The sequence below is a fragment of the Streptomyces cirratus genome (genome assembly GCF_014650775.1).
Classification (GTDB): Bacteria; Actinomycetota; Actinomycetes; order Streptomycetales; family Streptomycetaceae; genus Streptomyces; species Streptomyces cirratus.
In genome coordinates this window covers 628,040-642,822 of record NZ_BMVP01000002.1, presented here as the reverse complement: position 1 = coordinate 642,822, position 14,783 = coordinate 628,040, and the positions used below count along the sequence as shown (strand labels likewise).

At 73.8% G+C, this 14,783-nt stretch carries 15 protein-coding genes; 7 read left to right on the top strand and 8 right to left on the bottom strand.

Annotated elements, in window-relative coordinates:
• Positions 1-20: 20 nt before the first annotated feature.
• From IE207_RS07980 to IE207_RS07965, 4 genes are all read right to left on the bottom strand, one after another.
• Positions 21-917 carry a hypothetical protein gene (locus IE207_RS07980; RefSeq protein WP_229873465.1) on the bottom strand — a complete coding sequence of 299 codons (897 nt, stop codon included), beginning with the start codon at positions 915-917 and terminating at the stop codon, positions 21-23.
• Entirely contained in the window at positions 914-2,761 is a 1,848-nt protein-coding gene (locus tag IE207_RS07975) for a DUF3492 domain-containing protein (protein ID WP_190183303.1), read from the bottom strand. Before IE207_RS07975 ends, IE207_RS07980 begins: the two co-directional genes overlap by 4 nt.
• A gap of 206 nt (positions 2,762-2,967) precedes the next feature.
• Positions 2,968-4,209 carry a DUF3152 domain-containing protein gene (locus IE207_RS07970; protein WP_190183302.1) on the bottom strand — a complete coding sequence of 414 codons (1,242 nt, stop codon included), beginning with the start codon at positions 4,207-4,209 and terminating at the stop codon, positions 2,968-2,970.
• A 5-nt stretch (positions 4,210-4,214) separates the two neighbouring features.
• Complete coding sequence (locus IE207_RS07965) at positions 4,215-5,348, bottom strand: alpha/beta fold hydrolase (protein WP_229873463.1); 1,134 nt, start codon at positions 5,346-5,348, stop codon at positions 4,215-4,217.
• 122 nt (positions 5,349-5,470) lie between these two features.
• On the opposite strand from IE207_RS07965, the gene IE207_RS07960 reads away from it, so the two are divergent.
• From IE207_RS07960 to IE207_RS07945, 4 genes are all read left to right on the top strand, one after another.
• Positions 5,471-5,686, top strand: coding sequence for an Rv3202a family protein (locus IE207_RS07960; RefSeq protein WP_190183301.1), 216 nt, complete (start codon positions 5,471-5,473; stop codon positions 5,684-5,686).
• A gap of 136 nt (positions 5,687-5,822) precedes the next feature.
• Positions 5,823-6,461, top strand: a complete 639-nt coding sequence (locus IE207_RS07955) for a TetR/AcrR family transcriptional regulator (protein WP_190183300.1) — start codon at positions 5,823-5,825, stop codon at positions 6,459-6,461.
• 145 nt (positions 6,462-6,606) lie between these two features.
• Positions 6,607-6,834: a DUF3107 domain-containing protein gene (locus IE207_RS07950; RefSeq protein WP_190183299.1), complete on the top strand. Its 228-nt coding sequence runs from the start codon at positions 6,607-6,609 to the stop codon at positions 6,832-6,834.
• Positions 6,835-6,985: 151 nt separating this feature from the next.
• Positions 6,986-7,288, top strand: coding sequence for a hypothetical protein (locus IE207_RS07945; protein WP_308433564.1), 303 nt, complete (start codon positions 6,986-6,988; stop codon positions 7,286-7,288).
• 80 nt (positions 7,289-7,368) lie between these two features.
• On the opposite strand, the gene IE207_RS07940 is transcribed toward IE207_RS07945, so the two are convergent.
• Positions 7,369-8,127, bottom strand: a complete 759-nt coding sequence (locus tag IE207_RS07940) for a ferritin-like fold-containing protein (protein WP_190183298.1) — start codon at positions 8,125-8,127, stop codon at positions 7,369-7,371.
• Positions 8,128-8,582: 455 nt separating this feature from the next.
• Between IE207_RS07940 and IE207_RS07935 the strand changes: the two genes are divergently transcribed.
• From IE207_RS07935 to IE207_RS07925, 3 genes are all read left to right on the top strand, one after another.
• Entirely contained in the window at positions 8,583-10,658 is a 2,076-nt protein-coding gene (locus IE207_RS07935) for a DEAD/DEAH box helicase (protein WP_229873461.1), read from the top strand.
• Positions 10,659-10,759: 101 nt separating this feature from the next.
• Positions 10,760-11,638, top strand: a complete 879-nt coding sequence (locus tag IE207_RS07930) for an alpha/beta fold hydrolase (protein ID WP_190183297.1) — start codon at positions 10,760-10,762, stop codon at positions 11,636-11,638.
• A gap of 84 nt (positions 11,639-11,722) precedes the next feature.
• Positions 11,723-11,875 (top strand): DUF8834 family protein, encoded by a 153-nt coding sequence (locus IE207_RS07925; protein ID WP_168714059.1) that lies wholly within the window; start codon positions 11,723-11,725, stop codon positions 11,873-11,875.
• Between the two features lie 100 nt (positions 11,876-11,975).
• On the opposite strand, the gene IE207_RS07920 is transcribed toward IE207_RS07925, so the two are convergent.
• The 3 genes from IE207_RS07920 to IE207_RS07910 form a co-directional block, all read right to left on the bottom strand.
• Positions 11,976-12,578, bottom strand: coding sequence for a MarC family protein (locus tag IE207_RS07920; RefSeq protein ID WP_190183296.1), 603 nt, complete (start codon positions 12,576-12,578; stop codon positions 11,976-11,978).
• A gap of 57 nt (positions 12,579-12,635) precedes the next feature.
• On the bottom strand, positions 12,636-13,505 hold the full coding sequence (locus IE207_RS07915) for a PHP domain-containing protein (RefSeq protein WP_190183626.1): 870 nt from the start codon (positions 13,503-13,505) through the stop codon (positions 12,636-12,638).
• A 606-nt stretch (positions 13,506-14,111) separates the two neighbouring features.
• Positions 14,112-14,756, bottom strand: coding sequence for a DUF6758 family protein (locus IE207_RS07910; RefSeq protein WP_190183295.1), 645 nt, complete (start codon positions 14,754-14,756; stop codon positions 14,112-14,114).
• Between the last annotated feature and the right edge of the window lie 27 nt (positions 14,757-14,783).

The following is a 14,783-nucleotide window of genomic DNA, read 5'->3' as shown; positions in this document are numbered from 1 at the left end:
CGGCGTCGGTTTCCGAAGGCTCAGGGACGCGCGTGTGCGGAGGCACGGGACAGCGCGAAGACGGCGTGTACGAGGAGTCCCGCGGCTGCGGCGAGCGGAGCCGCCGGGACCGGTACGAGGGCCACGGCCAGGGCGGCCGCGACGGGCGCCCGGTGTGCGCCGTGGGCGAGCAGCAGCCGGGTCACGAAGAGCAGCGCCGCGAGCGGGACGGCGGGCGCGAGCGGCGCGGCGGCGAGCGTGGCGGCCCCCGCGGCGGCGGCGGTGAACCCGGCGGCGGTGAGGAGGAGCAGCGGCCGCACTCCGGCGGCGAAGTCCTCCAGGACCCGGCTCCCGGCGAGGCCGCGCCGGGCCCGGGCCGCGAAGGCGGCGGCGGCCAGGTGTGCGGGGGCGACGGCCAGGGCGAGGGCGACGCCGAGGGCGGGGCCGTGCCGGTGGACGGCCCAGCCGACGGCGGCCGCCGCGAGCAGGTGGAGCAGGCCGGGGAACCGCCCCCCGGCGGTCCGCCCGGGCCACACGAGCGCGGCGACGGTGACGGCCACCGCGACGGCGCCGGCCCACGGCACCCGGGCGGCGACGGCCCCGAGCGCGACGGCCCCGGGCAGCAGGGCGAGGCCGAAGCCGCGCAGGGCGGCGGGGGTGACGGCGCCGGCCGGGGTCGGCACGGCCCGGGTCTCGCCGCGCGGGGTGCGGGCGTAGAGCTCCTCGGCGAGGGAGAAGACGTCCCGGTGGCGGAAGCGCGCGGCGGTGCGGTCGGTGATGCCGTGGGCTTCGAGCCCGGCGGCGATCTCCAGCGGGTCTACGGCGCGCTCGCACAGGTCGCGGTGGCGGTGCAGCAAGGCCTTGACGGGGTCCCCCGCGGCCCGCCGGCGCGGCGCGGCGGCGGGCTCGGGGCGCAGCCCGGTGTCTTCGAGGGTCATGCCGCCGCCTCCGCAGCCGAAGCGGACCCCGCGGTGCCCGGCCCCGGCCCGGGCCCGGGCTCCGGCGAGGGCTCCCGGTACAGCGCGAGCGCGGGATCCGACGACGCCGCCCCGGGCCCCGGCACAGCACCCCGCCCGGACCCGGACACGACACCCCCCGACGACGCCGACACGGCATCCCGAGCGGGCGCGGACACCGGCAAGGGTCCGGGCTCGGGCCCGGAAGCCGGCGCCGGCACGGCACCCCCACCGTGCGCCGGACCCGCCGAGGGGTCCGCAGGGGTCGCGGGCGTCGTCGCCCAGGTCGGCGTCGTCCAGTGGCCCGGTACCCGCGCTTCCGGGGGTTGCGCGAACGGGATCCCCCCTTCGGGCCGGGCCGGCCCCTGCGCGAGCAGGAGCAGGTAGGTGTCGCCGAACGCGGCCACGTTCTGCTCGACGGTGAACAGTTCGAGGGCCCGCGCCCGGGCGGCCGCCCCGAGCCGCTGCGCCCGCTCGGGATCGCGCAGCAGCGACAGGCAGGCCTCGGCCAGGGCCTTCGGGTTGCGCGGCGGCACGACGAGCCCGGTCCCGCCGATGACTTCGCACACCGCGCCCACGTCGGTGGAGACGGTGGCCCGGCCGCAGAACATCGCTTCGGCGAGCGTGAGCGGGAACCCCTCGATCACCGAGGACAGCAGCACCACCCGCCCCGCCCCGTACGCGTCGGCCGCCGACGGCGCCTCGGGTCCGCCGATCCCCTCGAAGGTGACCGGGTTCTCCCCCATCGTGATCGCGTCGGCGGCCTCGTCCGGGAAGAGCTGCGCGGCCAGGGAGCGGCAGTCGGCGAGGTAGCCGGGCTCGGCGGCAGTGGCGAAGATCCGCAGCCGCGTCTGCGGTGCGGCCCTGCGCACCTCGGCGAAGGCGTGCAGCAGGGCGACGAGGTCCTTGGCCGGCTCTATCCGGCCGACCCACACGAGCGTGTCCGGGTCGCCGCAGCCCGGGTCCTCCCCGACGGTGGCGAATCGGTCCGCCTCCATCCCCGGGTAGACGGTGCGCACCCGCTCCCGCGCGGCCCCGCACCGCTCCTGCCAGCGGCGGGCGTGGGCGTTGCCGGGGGTGAGCAGGTCGGCCCGGGCGTAGATCTCGGCGGCCAGGCGGATGTGGAAGGCCGCCAGCAGGGCGCGTACGGCGGGCCGCTCGTCCGGCGAGTGCTCCAGGTAGTGGGCCCGTAGCCGCACCCCGTACTCGGTGACCAGCAGCGGGACCCCGAAGAAGCGTTTGGCCAGCAGGCCGGGGAGGGCCGCGGTCCCGCCGGCGGCGGCGTGGCAGACGTCGACCCGGCCGAGGTCCCCGTACCAGTCGAGGGACAACGGCCGCAGCAGGCGCTCCAGTTCGTCCACGAACTCCAGCAGGTCCGGTACCCGGGCCGCCTGTAAGGCGCGGCCGGCGCCCGGTGCGCGGCAGGCCGCCTCCACCGCCCGCACGGCGGTCTCCGAGCGCAGGGCCGCGTACAGCCCGCCCTGGTCGCGGCCGAGTTCGGCGAGTCCGTACAGTCCGGCGGCGAAGGGGCCGGCCTCTGCGGCGCAGATGCCGCGCACCAGGTCCCCGAAGCAGTCGGCGAACCGGCGGCGCTCACGCCGGGAGTAGCTGCGCCCGTCGTCGGCGGGGGCCCACAGCGAGGCGGTCCGCAGGGTGGCGTTGCCGGGCAGCGGCACGCGGCCGCGCTCTTCCTGTTCGGCGCTGCGGCTCAGCGCGTAAAGCTCGAACGCGTGCTGCGGCAGCCCGCGAACGAGCCGGTCGCACCACGCCCCGGCCTCTCCCGTCGCATACGGATAACCACCTTCCGTGAGCAGTCCGATCCGCACGAGTGGCACCCCCGATCTCCCGTTACAGGCGGTCTCCGTCGGTCCGTCGACCGCCGCGGGAGAACTCAAGCCGATATGCCGAAGGCGCGACGGACGGTTGTCCATCGCGCCACCGGAAGGGGTGAAGAGTCGTAACTTTCCCCTGCGGCTCGCGTTCGAGCGCGCTAAAAAGGGCCCGGCCGCGCCCGGGCGGCCGATTTGCGGGGTCAATTTCCGGGGTATACCCAGGGGTTGGGCTTGCAGGGGACGTCGTCGATGTCGAGGGACTTCGTCTGCTGCTGCATGATCGGGGCGAGTGCCCCCGGCGTCCGGCAGTTGACGTGACCGTGTCCGAGCCGGTGCCCGACCTCGTGGTTGATGAGCATCTGGCGGTAGGCGAACATCTGGTCCGCGCCGTAGGTCGGGGAACCCTGGGCCCAGCGGAACGCGTTGATCATCACGCGTTCGGTGGCCGCGGAGTCGCAGGAGACGTTGTCGACGGTCGTGTCCAGCCCCGACTTGGCGCACCAGGTACCGGTGGTGCCGGGGCTGGCGAGGGTGATCACGAAGTCGGCTTCGCCGCCGGGGACCCGCTCGAAGGTCATCTCCCCGTTGTGCGCCCAGCTGCGGGGGTCGTTGAGGGTGCGCTGCACGGCCTCCGCGAACATCTGCGGGTCCAGGCCCAGCCCCTGCTCCACGTCGACCCGGTAGCGCAGCAGTTTCCCCTTGCCCGGCGCCTTGGCGACGCCCGGGACCGTGTCGAAGAGGCCCGGGCCGGTGAGCTTCGCGTCGATCGGCAGCTGCTGCGCCATCTTCTGCTCGTACGTCAGCTCCGCCACGGCGACCTCGGGCGTCGCCCGGCCCTCGGAGCGGGACGCCGGCGACTGCCCGACGACCGGCCGGCCCTTGGCGCTGTCCGCGGCGGCCCGGGTGGGGCCGGCGTCGCTGTCGCCCTGGCCGGCCACCTGTGCGGCCACGACGACGGCGAGCACGGTGGTCACGGCCGCGGCGGCCATGCCGGTGTAGGTACGGATCTTCGTGCCGCGGCCGGATCCCGACGCGGGCTGCGTCCCGGGCTCGGCCTGTGCCTCGGGCTCCGGCGCGTGCTCCGGCGCGGCGAGCGGCGTACGGGGCCCCGGGAAGCCGACCACGGGTGTGCCGAACGCCGGGGTGTCGGTGTCCCGCGCGGGCGGCGGTACGGCCACGCGCGCCCGCGGCACCCCGCGCCAGTCGCCGTAGACGGCGCCGGTACCGGTCGGCGGCCCGGCGCCCCAGGCGCCACCGGGCTCCCGCTGCTGCGGATGCCCGGACGGCCGCTCCTCGCGGGGCGGCGCGCCGGAGCCGAACGCGTCGAAGGCGGCGGCGTGCGCCGGACTCGGGAGGGGCTCACCGCGCCGCTCGTCCGGCGCGGACTCCACCGGCGGCGCGGGCCTGGTGGGGGCGGAGCCCTTGCGACTATGTCGTCCCACGCGTCTCAGCCTCTGCCGTCTTCGGTGTCCGCCGTGTCTTCGCTCTGCTGGTTCTGCTGGTCCTGCCGGTTCTGCTGCTTCTCTTCGTCCTGCTGGTCCTGCTGGTCCTGTTCGCCCGGCCCGGTCCGCCCGGGGCGTTCCGTCTCGTCGGCCGTCCGCTCTCCGGCAGCAGTCTGGCGCCCGCGTTCGGTGTCCCGCAGCAGTTCCCGGAAGGCGGCGGCCACCACCTCCGGGTACTCCATCATCGCCACGTGCCCCGCCTCCGGCAGACTCAGCAGCCGCGAACCGCGGAACGCCGCGGCGGCCTTGTGCGCCTTGCGGAACGAGACCAATTGGTCGCGGCCGCCGTAGATCAGCAGGGTCGGCGCGAGCACGCGCTGCGCCTGCCGCCACAGTCCGTGCTGGCCACCGAGGGTGTAGGCGTCGACGATGCCGCGCGAGGAGCGGGTCATCGCGTCCCAGAAGTACGGCAGGGCCATCCGCCGCTCCATCTCCTCGACGGCGGCCTCGAAGCCCTCCAGCGTCACCCGTGAGGGGTCTCCGTAACAGAGGGCCGTCACCCCCCTGGTGCGCTGTTCGGCGTTCATTCCCCGGGTGAGCCGCCCGAACAGGGCGGCGACACCGGGCAGCGCCAGCAGGGCGGTGGGCACCGCCGACCTCTGCACGCGCAGCTCCGGCAGCGCGGGCGAAACCAGCGTCAGGGTGCGTACGAGGTCGGGCCGGACGGCGGCGACCCGGGTGGAGACGGCGCCGCCGAGGGAGTTCCCGAACAGGTGCACCGGCCCGCGTCCGGCGGCGTCGAGGTACCGGATGACCACACGGGCCAGGCCGGTGACGGAGTAGTCCCGGTCGGCCGGCGGCGGCGACCAGCCGAACCCGGGCAGGTCGACGGCTTCGCAGTCCACGTCGTCGGCCAATTGCTCCATGAGCGCCGACCAGTTCTGCGAGGATCCGCCGAGCCCGTGGACGAACAGGGCGGGCGGCAGCCCTTCCCGTACCGGTGGCCGGAAACGTACGTTCAGCTCCAGGCCGGACAGCGGGGCCGTGCGCAGCCGCTCGCCTTCGGCCACCCGGGCGCCCCCCACCTGGGAGGTCAGCTCGGCGGCGGCCTTTACACCCGGCAGCTCCGTCGAAGACATGGGGCCAATGTTACGAGACGATCACACCGGGCCCCTTGTGTCGGCGGTCACAGGACCACCTGGCGGGCTAACCGCGATCCTCCTAGGCTCATAGGGAGACGAGAGAAGGCGAGGGGAGCGGTATGACGGTCGATCCTGCCGAACCGGACAGTTTCCAGGAGGAGCTCCGGGAGTTTCCCGACCCGGAGACGCCCGAGGCGGACGCCGCGGAGCAGCACACCGACGTCCAGCCGCACGACGACGACCGGCCCACGGGCGTGGACCGGGGCGAGGCCACCGACGGCGACGCCTTCGAGCAGGCACGGGTGGTACCCCTGGACGAGGACGACTACCGCTGACCAGCGTGTCCGGCCGGTCGGCAGTGGTCCGTACAGCGAGAAAACTCGGCCTGAACCCACCAGATTCGGTTACCGAAAAGTACGATGGCGGCGCGGCGCAGAGCGCAGTGTGTTCTTAGAGAAAGTGGGAGGCGGCGTGACAGCCATCGAGCAGACGGACGCAGCGCGTCCCCGGGGCACGCGACTGCCGCGCCGCGCCCGACGCAACCAGCTCCTGGGCGCGGCCCAGGAGGTTTTCGTCGCGCAGGGGTACCACGCGGCGGCGATGGACGACATCGCCGAGCGCGCGGGTGTCAGCAAGCCGGTGCTCTACCAGCACTTCCCCGGCAAGCTCGACCTCTACCTTGCGCTGCTGGACCAGCACTGCGAGGCGCTGCTGCTGGCGGTGCGCACGGCGCTGGAGTCGACGACCGACAACAAGCAGCGCGTCGAGGCGACCATGGACGCCTACTTCGCGTACGTAGAGGACGAGGGCGGCGCGTTCCGGCTGGTCTTCGAATCGGACCTGACGAACGAGCCGGCGGTGCGCGAGCGCGTCGACCGGGTCTCGCTGCAGTGCGCGGAGGCGATTTCGGACGTCATCGCGGAGGACACCGGCCTGTCGAAGGACGAGTCGATGCTGCTGGCGGTGGGTCTGGGCGGCGTCTCGCAGGTGGTGGCCCGGTACTGGCTGTCGAGCGAGAGCCCGGTCGCCCGGGACACGGCGGTGGGTCTGCTGACGTCGCTCGCCTGGCGCGGCATCGCCGGTTTCCCGCTGCACGGCACCGAGGGCTGAGGCCGGGCCGCGGACCTGCCGCGGCGGGGCCGTTGTTCGCTGCGAGCGTGTCCGCCGCGAGCCGATCGTGTCCCCTCTCCGGGCTAATGTGGACCGGGTACGGCGCGGCTGATCGCGCGAACCGGATCGTCGGAGGGACAAAGCCGTGGAGGTCAAGATCGGCGTGCAGCACGCACCCCGGGAGATCGTGCTGGAGAGCGACCTGAGCGCCGAGGAGCTGGAGAGCATCGTCACGGCGGCGCTGTCCGGCACGGTGCCGCTGCTGAGCCTGACCGACGCCAAGGGCCGCAAGGTCCTGGTGCCGTCCGACCGCCTGTCGTACGTCGACCTGGGCGAGCCGAGCGGGCGCAAGGTGGGCTTCGGCGCGCTCTGAGGCGAGCGGACGGGGCCGTGACTTGAGTCCCGGCAGACCGAGAGTGACGGCCCGGCGGATGGTTCCGCCGGGCCGTTTCCGTTTCTTCCGCTTCGGGTAGGAGCGCACTGCTGCACCCCGGAAACGCCCGCTGACGTAGGGAAGGGACCTCATGCTGCTGATGGAAGCGTTCGGCTCCGGTCTGCTGGGACTCGCCCTTGCCGGGGCGGCTGTGCGCGCGCTCGGGGAGCGGCTGCCCTCTTCCAGAATGGTGCTGGTCAGCGGAGTGGCGGGGGCGCTGTTCGGGGCGTACCTCACACACATGTCGCTGGGTCCCGGGCACAACAGCCTGGCCGCGACGCTGCTGGGCTCCGTGATGGTGTCCGCGGTGGTGCTGTCGTTGCTGCTGCGGCCCGCGGGCGACTCCGGCCGGCCCCGCAGGCGGCCTCCGTTTTCGCTTCCGACGCGGGGCTGACCGCTAGCACTTCTCCGGACGAGCACGCCCGGCCCCGGGCGGGGATCCCGCTCCGGGGCCGGGCGTGTCGTCAGGCGGGCTCAGGCGGCGAGGCCGAGGGCCGCCATCCGCTTGGTGTGGGCCTTGGTGATCCGGGTGAACATCTCGCCGACCGCCGCGAGGTCGAAGCCGGCGGCCATCCCGTCGACACCGCCGACCAGCATGGTCGACAGCGCGTCGCGTTCGGCGACCACGCGCTGGGCCTGCGAGAGGGCCTCGCCCATCAGCCGGCGGGCCCACAGCGCGAGCCGGCCGCCGACGCGCGGGTCGGCCTCGATCGCGGCGCGCACCTTCTCGACGGCGAAGCCCCCGTGGCCCGTGTCGTCGAGCACGCCGACCACGAGGGCGCGGGTGTCGGTGTCCAGGTGGCTGGCGACCTCGCGGTAGAAGTCGCTGGCGATGGAGTCGCCGACGTACGCCTTGACCAGGCCTTCCAGCCAGTCCGAAGGAGCGGTCTGGCGGTGGAAGTCGTCGACGCCCTTGGCGAAGGGCTCCATTGCGGCGGTGGGCTCGGCGTCGATCGCCGACAGCCGGTCGCGGAGCCGCTCGAAGTGGTGGAACTCGGCGGAGGCCATCTTCGCGAGTTCGGCCTTGTCGGAAAGCGTGGGCGCGAGCTTCGCGTCCTCGGCCAGGCGCTCGAACGCCGCGAGTTCTCCGTACGCGAGCGCGCCGAGCAGGTCCACGACGGCTGCCCGGTACTGCGGTGAGGCCGAGGCGGTCGCCCAGTCCTGGGCGGCGATTCCGGCCGCCTCCGCGGGGGTGCCGTCGTCGGCGGGCGATGCGTTTTCTACGGTCGACATGCACCGCACAATAGCCCGCCGAATCCCGCCGCGATCCACCTGCTCGGTCCACCTAAACGCGACTACCAGGTGAATTCACCCGACACAGCTGCGCGATTCCGAGGTACAGTGGTAATGCGCCTGCCGGAAACTCGGCGGGCCATCCGAATGAGGATGCCCGGTCGGTGGCCCGATCGGCTCCACCCGACCGCCCTCTGTGTGGTGCGTACGTTCATGCGTACCGCCTGCACGAGGGGCCCCCTCAGCGGCAGAAGCGCTTGAGCGAAGGCTAGTGGTCCCGCGCAGCTTTGTACGGCCCGCCCGAACGTGGGTGGGCGTAGTACTGCAAGCCCGGCACGGTACGACCCCCCTCGCCGCCTCGCGCCGCGTCTCACAGAAGAGGCAGCACCCTGACTACGTTCCGTGAACTCGGGATCCTCCCCGAGACCGCCGAAGCCCTTGAAGCCGTCGGCATCGTGACCCCCTTCCCGATCCAGGAGATGACCCTCCCCGTAGCCCTTTCCGGCTCGGACGTCATCGGCCAGGCCAAGACCGGAACCGGCAAGACGCTCGGTTTCGGCCTTCCGCTGCTGGAGCGCGTCACCGTCCCCGCCGACGTCGAGGCCGGCCGGGCCCGGCCCGACCAGCTGACCGACGCCCCGCAGGCGCTCGTGGTGGTTCCCACCCGCGAGCTCTGCACCCAGGTGACCAACGACCTGCTGACCGCGGGCAAGGTCCGCAACGTCCGCGTCCTCGCCATATACGGCGGCCGCGCGTACGAGCCGCAGGTCGAGGCCCTCAAGAAGGGCGTCGACATCATCGTCGGCACCCCGGGCCGTCTCCTCGACCTGGCCGGCCAGCGCAAGCTGGACCTGTCCCACGTCAAGGCCCTCGTCCTGGACGAGGCCGACGAGATGCTCGACCTGGGCTTCCTGCCCGATGTCGAGAAGATCATCAACTACCTGCCGCCGAAGCGCCAGACCATGCTGTTCTCGGCGACCATGCCGGGCGCGGTCATCGGCCTGGCCCGCCGGTACATGTCGCAGCCGACGCACATCCGCGCCACCTCTCCCGAGGGCGAGGGCGTGACGGTCGCCAACATCAAGCAGCACGTCTTCCGTGCGCACAACATGGACAAGCCGGAGCTCGTCTCCCGCATCCTCCAGGCCGAAGGTCGTGGCCTGGCCATGATCTTCTGCCGTACGAAGCGCACGGCGGCCGACATCGCCGAGCAGCTGGAGAAGCGCGGCTTCGCCTCCGGCGCCGTCCACGGCGACCTGGGCCAGGGCGCGCGCGAGCAGGCGCTGCGGGCGTTCCGCAACGGCAAGGTCGACGTCCTGGTGTGCACCGACGTGGCCGCGCGCGGCATCGACGTCGAGGGTGTGACCCACGTCATCAACTACCAGGCGCCCGAGGACGAGAAGACCTTCCTGCACCGCGTGGGCCGTACCGGCCGCGCGGGCAACAAGGGCATCGCCGTCACCCTGGTCGACTGGGACGACATCCCGCGCTGGCAGCTGATCAACAAGGCGCTGGAGCTGGACTTCCACGAGCCGGTCGAGACGTACTCCACGTCGCCGCACCTGTTCGAGGAGCTGAACATCCCCGCCGGGACCAAGGGCGTCCTGCCGCGTGCCGAGCGCACCCGGGAAGGCCTCAAGGCCGAGCAGCTGGAGGACCTGGGCGAGACCGGCGGCCGCGGTGGCCGTGGCGGTCGCGGCCCGGCCGCGGCCGCGCCGGCCGAGGAGCGTCCGGCCCGCACGCGGACCCCGCGTCAGCGCCGCCGTACGCGCGGTGGCGCCGAGACGGGTGCCGAGACGGTGGCCGCGGCCGCCGCGGTGACCCCCGTCGCCGAGGCACCGGCTGCCGAGGCGCCGGCCGCTGCGGCCCCCGCCGCCCTGGCCCCGGTCGGCGACGAGACGCGCAGGCCGCGTCGGCGCCGGACCCGCGCGTCCGCGCCTTCGGCCCATGCCGCCGCGGTGACTCCGGTCGCCGAGGCGCCGGCCGCCGCCCCGGAGCCGGACTTCCAGATGGCCCCGGCCGTCGAGCCCGTCCGGCCCGCGCGCCGCCCGGTCCGCCGGGCCGTGGCGCCGTCCGCCTCGGAGCCCGACTTCCAGATGGCCCCGCCGGTGGAGCCCGCCCCGGCCCGCCGCACCCGGACCCGCAAGGCCGTGGCTCCTGTGGCCGAGGCCGTCGCCGAAGCCGCCGTGGTCACCGCCCCGGCCGCGGTCGCCGAGGAGGCTCCGGCCAAGCCGAAGCGCACGCGGACCCGCAAGGTCGCGGAAGCCGCCCCGGTGGTGACCGAGGCCGCCCCGGTGGCCGAGGAGGCCCCGGCGAAGCCGAAGCGCACGCGGACCCGCAAGGTCGCGGAGGCCGCCCCGGTGGCCGCCGAGGCTGCGCCCGTCGCCGAGGAAGCCGCCAAGCCGAAGCGCACCCGCACCCGCAAGGCCGCCGCCCCGGCCGTGGAGGCGCCCGCCGCCGCGGAGGAGGCTCCCGCCAAGCCGAAGCGCACGCGGACCCGCAAGGCCGTCGAGCCGACGCCGGAGGCGTAACCCCGCCCGCCCGGACGGCCCCGGCCCCCTCTTCGGAGGGGCCGGGGCCGTCCGCGTGCCAGGGGGTGTACCGCCCGCTACGGGCCGGTAACCTCGGGCCCATGAGCAAGCCGCCCCGCCTGACCCTGCCGTCCGTCGCCCGCGCGTACCGTCTCGGGACCGCGCGCGGGGAGTTCGCCGTGCACGAGGCGGGTGAGCCGCTGCACGGCACGGCCCTGCTGGTCCCCGGCTTCACCGGCAGCAAAGAGGACTTCATCGGCCTGCTGGAGCCGCTGGCCTCCGCCGGATACCGGGTGGTCGCGGTCGACGGGCGGGGCCAGTACGAGAGCCCCGGCCCGCGCGACGAGTCCGCGTACGGCTGCGAGGAGCTGGCCCGGGACCTGCTCGCGCAGGCCGAGGCGCTGGACGCCGGGCCGGTGCACCTCGTCGGCCATTCCCTGGGCGGCCTGATCTCCCGCGCGGCCGTGCTGCGCGACGCCGCGCCCTTCGCTTCCCTCACCTTGATGAGCAGCGGCCCGGCCGCGATCTCGGAGCATCAGCAGGCCCGTACGAAGCTGCTGATCGCGGCGCTGGAGACGCTGCGGGACGACATGCCGGCGGTGTGGGAGGCGATGCGCGCCCAGGACCCGCCGAACGCGGTGCCCGACTCCCCCGCGCTGGCGGGCTTCCTGCGCGAGCGGTGGCTGGCGACGGTGCCGGAGCAGCTGATCGGCACGGGGCGGGTGCTGATCTCCGAGCCCGACCGGGTGGCGGAGCTGGCGGAGGTGCCGCTGCGCAAGCTGGTCCTGTCCGGGGTGGTGGACTATGCCTGGCCGGTACCGCTGATGGACGAGATGGCACGGCGCTTGAGTGCGGCGCGAGTCGTGGTCGATGACGCCGAACACTCCCCGAATGCCGAGAACCCGCAGGTCACAGCTGGTGCGTTGGCCGCCTTCTGGGGCGCGGGCACGGTGGCGGCGCCTAGGTTCGTTAGCGAGTGAAAAAATTTCCTTAGCGTAGGGAATGTTTGCGGCTTACACTTCGTTATGCCAGTGCAAGTGAAACACTGACGAAGGGAGAAGCCCGTGCGCTTCGAGATTCTGCGCCTGGACGATGTCAACGGAAGCGCCGTGGACAGCACCGTCGTGGACGCGGCCTCCGTCAACCGGATCGTGCAGCACGCCGCCTCTGTGGGCCAGCGCATTCTGATCCGACCGGCCGAGACCGCGTCCAACTGACCCGCTCACCCGATTGCCCGCTGTTACGCGATGGACGACGGAATGCCCCGCACCGGACCGGTGCGGGGCATTCGCATGTGCGGCGGCGGGCGCCGGCATCTCAGGCGTGCACGACCTGGAGCACACCGTTGATGATCTGCTGGACGGCGATCGCCGACAGCATCATGCCGGCGAGGCGCGTCACCAGGACCACGCCGCCGTCCTTGATCACCCGGATGATCACCAGCGAGTAGCGCATGGTGATCCACAACACGACGTGCATGGCGATGATCGCCGACCACACCGAGAGCTGGCCGCCGAAGCCGTCGGCCTTCTGCACGGCCAGGATGACGGACACGATCGCACCCGGGCCCGCCAGCAGCGGCATGCCCAGCGGCACGAGGGCGACGTTCACGTCCTTGGTCTGCTTGGGCTCGTCCGTCTTGCCGGTGAGCAGGTCCAGCGCGATCAGCAGGAGGAGCAGGCCGCCCGCGATCATCAGCGCCGGCACGGAGACGTGCAGGTAGTCGAGGATCTGCTGACCGCAGATGCCGAAGACGGCGATGACACCGAAGGCCACGCAGACGGCCTGCCAGGCCATGCGGCGCTGGACCTTGGAGGCGCGGCCGGAGGTCAGGGCGAGGAAGATCGGCGTGATCCCCGGGGGGTCCATAATCACAAAAAGCGTGAGAAATAGGGATCCGAAGACGGCGAAATCAAACACAGTGATGCCTTGCAGGAGAGAGGGGTGTAGCAAAAAGGAGCGGGGACGGACGAGGGCTCAGCCCTCGTGGCGCCGTCCACCGGCGCCGGGGACGGGGAAGGCCCCGGTGGCGCGGCGCGTGATCTCGCCGTAGATCTCGGGGTCGGTCGTGTACTCCCCGAGACGGCAGGTCTTGCGGCTGCCGTGGTAGTCGCTGGACCCGGTCGTCAGCAGGCCCAGTTCGTCCGCGAGGCCCCGCAGCCGGGCGCGCGTCGCGGCGTCGTGGTCCATGTGGTCGACCTCGATGCCGTCCAGTCCGGCCGCCGCCAGTTCGGCGATGGCGCTCTCGGGCACGCACACGCCGCGCTTGAAGGCGGCGGGGTGGGCGAAGACGGTGACCCCGCCGGCCGCCTTGACCAGACGTATCGCGTCGAAGGGGTCGAGCTCGTGCTTCTCGGCGTAGGCGCGGCCGCCGTCGGCGAGCCAGTCGGGCGTGAACGCGTCGGAGACGGTGGGCACGACGCCGAGTTCGACGAGGGCGGTGGCGATGTGCGGCCGGCCCACGGATCCCGCACCGGCGATCCGGGCGACCTGCTCCCAGGTGATGTCCACGCCGAGCGCCTGGAGCTTGCCGATCATGGCCTGCGCGCGGGGGGTCCGGTCGTCGCGGACCAGCTCCCGCTCGGCGTGCAGCTCGGGCTCTTCGGGGTCGAAGAGGTAGGCGAGCATGTGCATCCCGATGCCGTCGAGGCGGCAGCTGAGCTCGGCGCCGGTGACGAGGGTGAGGCCCTGCGGGAGGGCCGCGATGGCCTCGGCGTACCCGCCGACGGTGTCGTGGTCGGTGAGCGCCACGACGTCCAGCCCGGCGGCGGCCGCGTTCCGGACCAGCTCGGCGGGGGTGTCGGTGCCGTCGGAAGCCGTGGAGTGGGCGTGCAGGTCGATGCGCACAGCCATGCTCCAGGGTTCGGGACGTACGGGGACACTCAAGGGTACCCCCGCCCTGGCCGGGCCTTGACGTGCCGAACCGGGCGCGGGGGCCCGGCTGCCGGGGCCGCGCGTGAGCCGCTGCGCGGGGGGGGGCGGGCCGCTGCGCGGGGCGGGATGCCCGGCTGCGGGGTGGCTACGGGCGGGCCGCTGCGCGGGGCGGTTCCCCTACCCGCCCTTCCTCCGTTCCCCGGGGCTCCGCCCCGGACCCCGCACGCCGCTCGTACGGCTCGGCCCTGGCGGGCCTCCCCGGCCCGATCGAGCTTCGCGTGGGGGTACCCCCGGCGGAGTCCGGAAGAGCGGGCGTCCATGGCGCGGGTACCCCGAGCGCCGGCCCGGGGCCCGAGGGCCCGGGCCGGACGGTGCGCCCGAGGCGGAGGGACCGGCCCCGCCCCGGTGCCCGACGGACGGAGTCCGGCGCAGCGGCGCGAAGCCGGTAAGGCCCGCCAGGGCCGAACCGCGCAAGGGCCGCGTCGAAAGGGGCAAGCCCGGCGCAGCGGCGCGAAGCCGATAAGGCCCGCCAGGGCCGAGCCGCGCGAGCGGCGCGTCGAAAGGGGCAAGCGCGGCGCGTTAAGAGGAAGCCAAGATGCGGGGGCTCAGGGCGCCGCAGGGGACCAGTTCGACTTCGGCGCCCGCCTCGCGGAGGTCGGTCAGGACGAGCTCGTCGTACATGAGCAGCCCCGTCTGCTCCGGCCAGACCACGGCCCACAGCCACAGCCCGCGCGCCTCGCCGGCGAACACGGCCCGGTCGTCGGGGGCTCCCTTGACGTGCCACAGCGGGGTCGGCCGGCCGGCCGCGACGACCTTGGCGTGCGGCGGGGCGGAGACGTCCATGTAGGGGCCGGGGTCCGGGGCGTCGATCCCCGCGTACCGCGCGCCGAGGCCGACGCCGAGTTCCTCCGCGACGAGCACCAGTTCCCCCATCCCGCCGAGCGGCCCCGGACCCGAGCAGGCGACGGCGGTGGCGCGGCCCCCGCTGCGGTCGTCCCCCGCGGCGGCGACGCCGGTGAACAGCCACCCCACCGGCAGGGGCCACGGCATCCACACCGGTACGTGCGCCCGGTGCACTATGACGCCCAGGCCCTCGACGCTGGGCGGGATCACGGGCTGTAGGGGATGGACGGCGCCGTGCACCGCGCACTGCCAGGAGTCGGCGAAAAGACCGGGCGCTCGGACCCGGCCACCGCACTTCGGGCAACTCGGTTCGCCCCTCATAAGAAGCACGCTCCTCCCCGCCCGGCG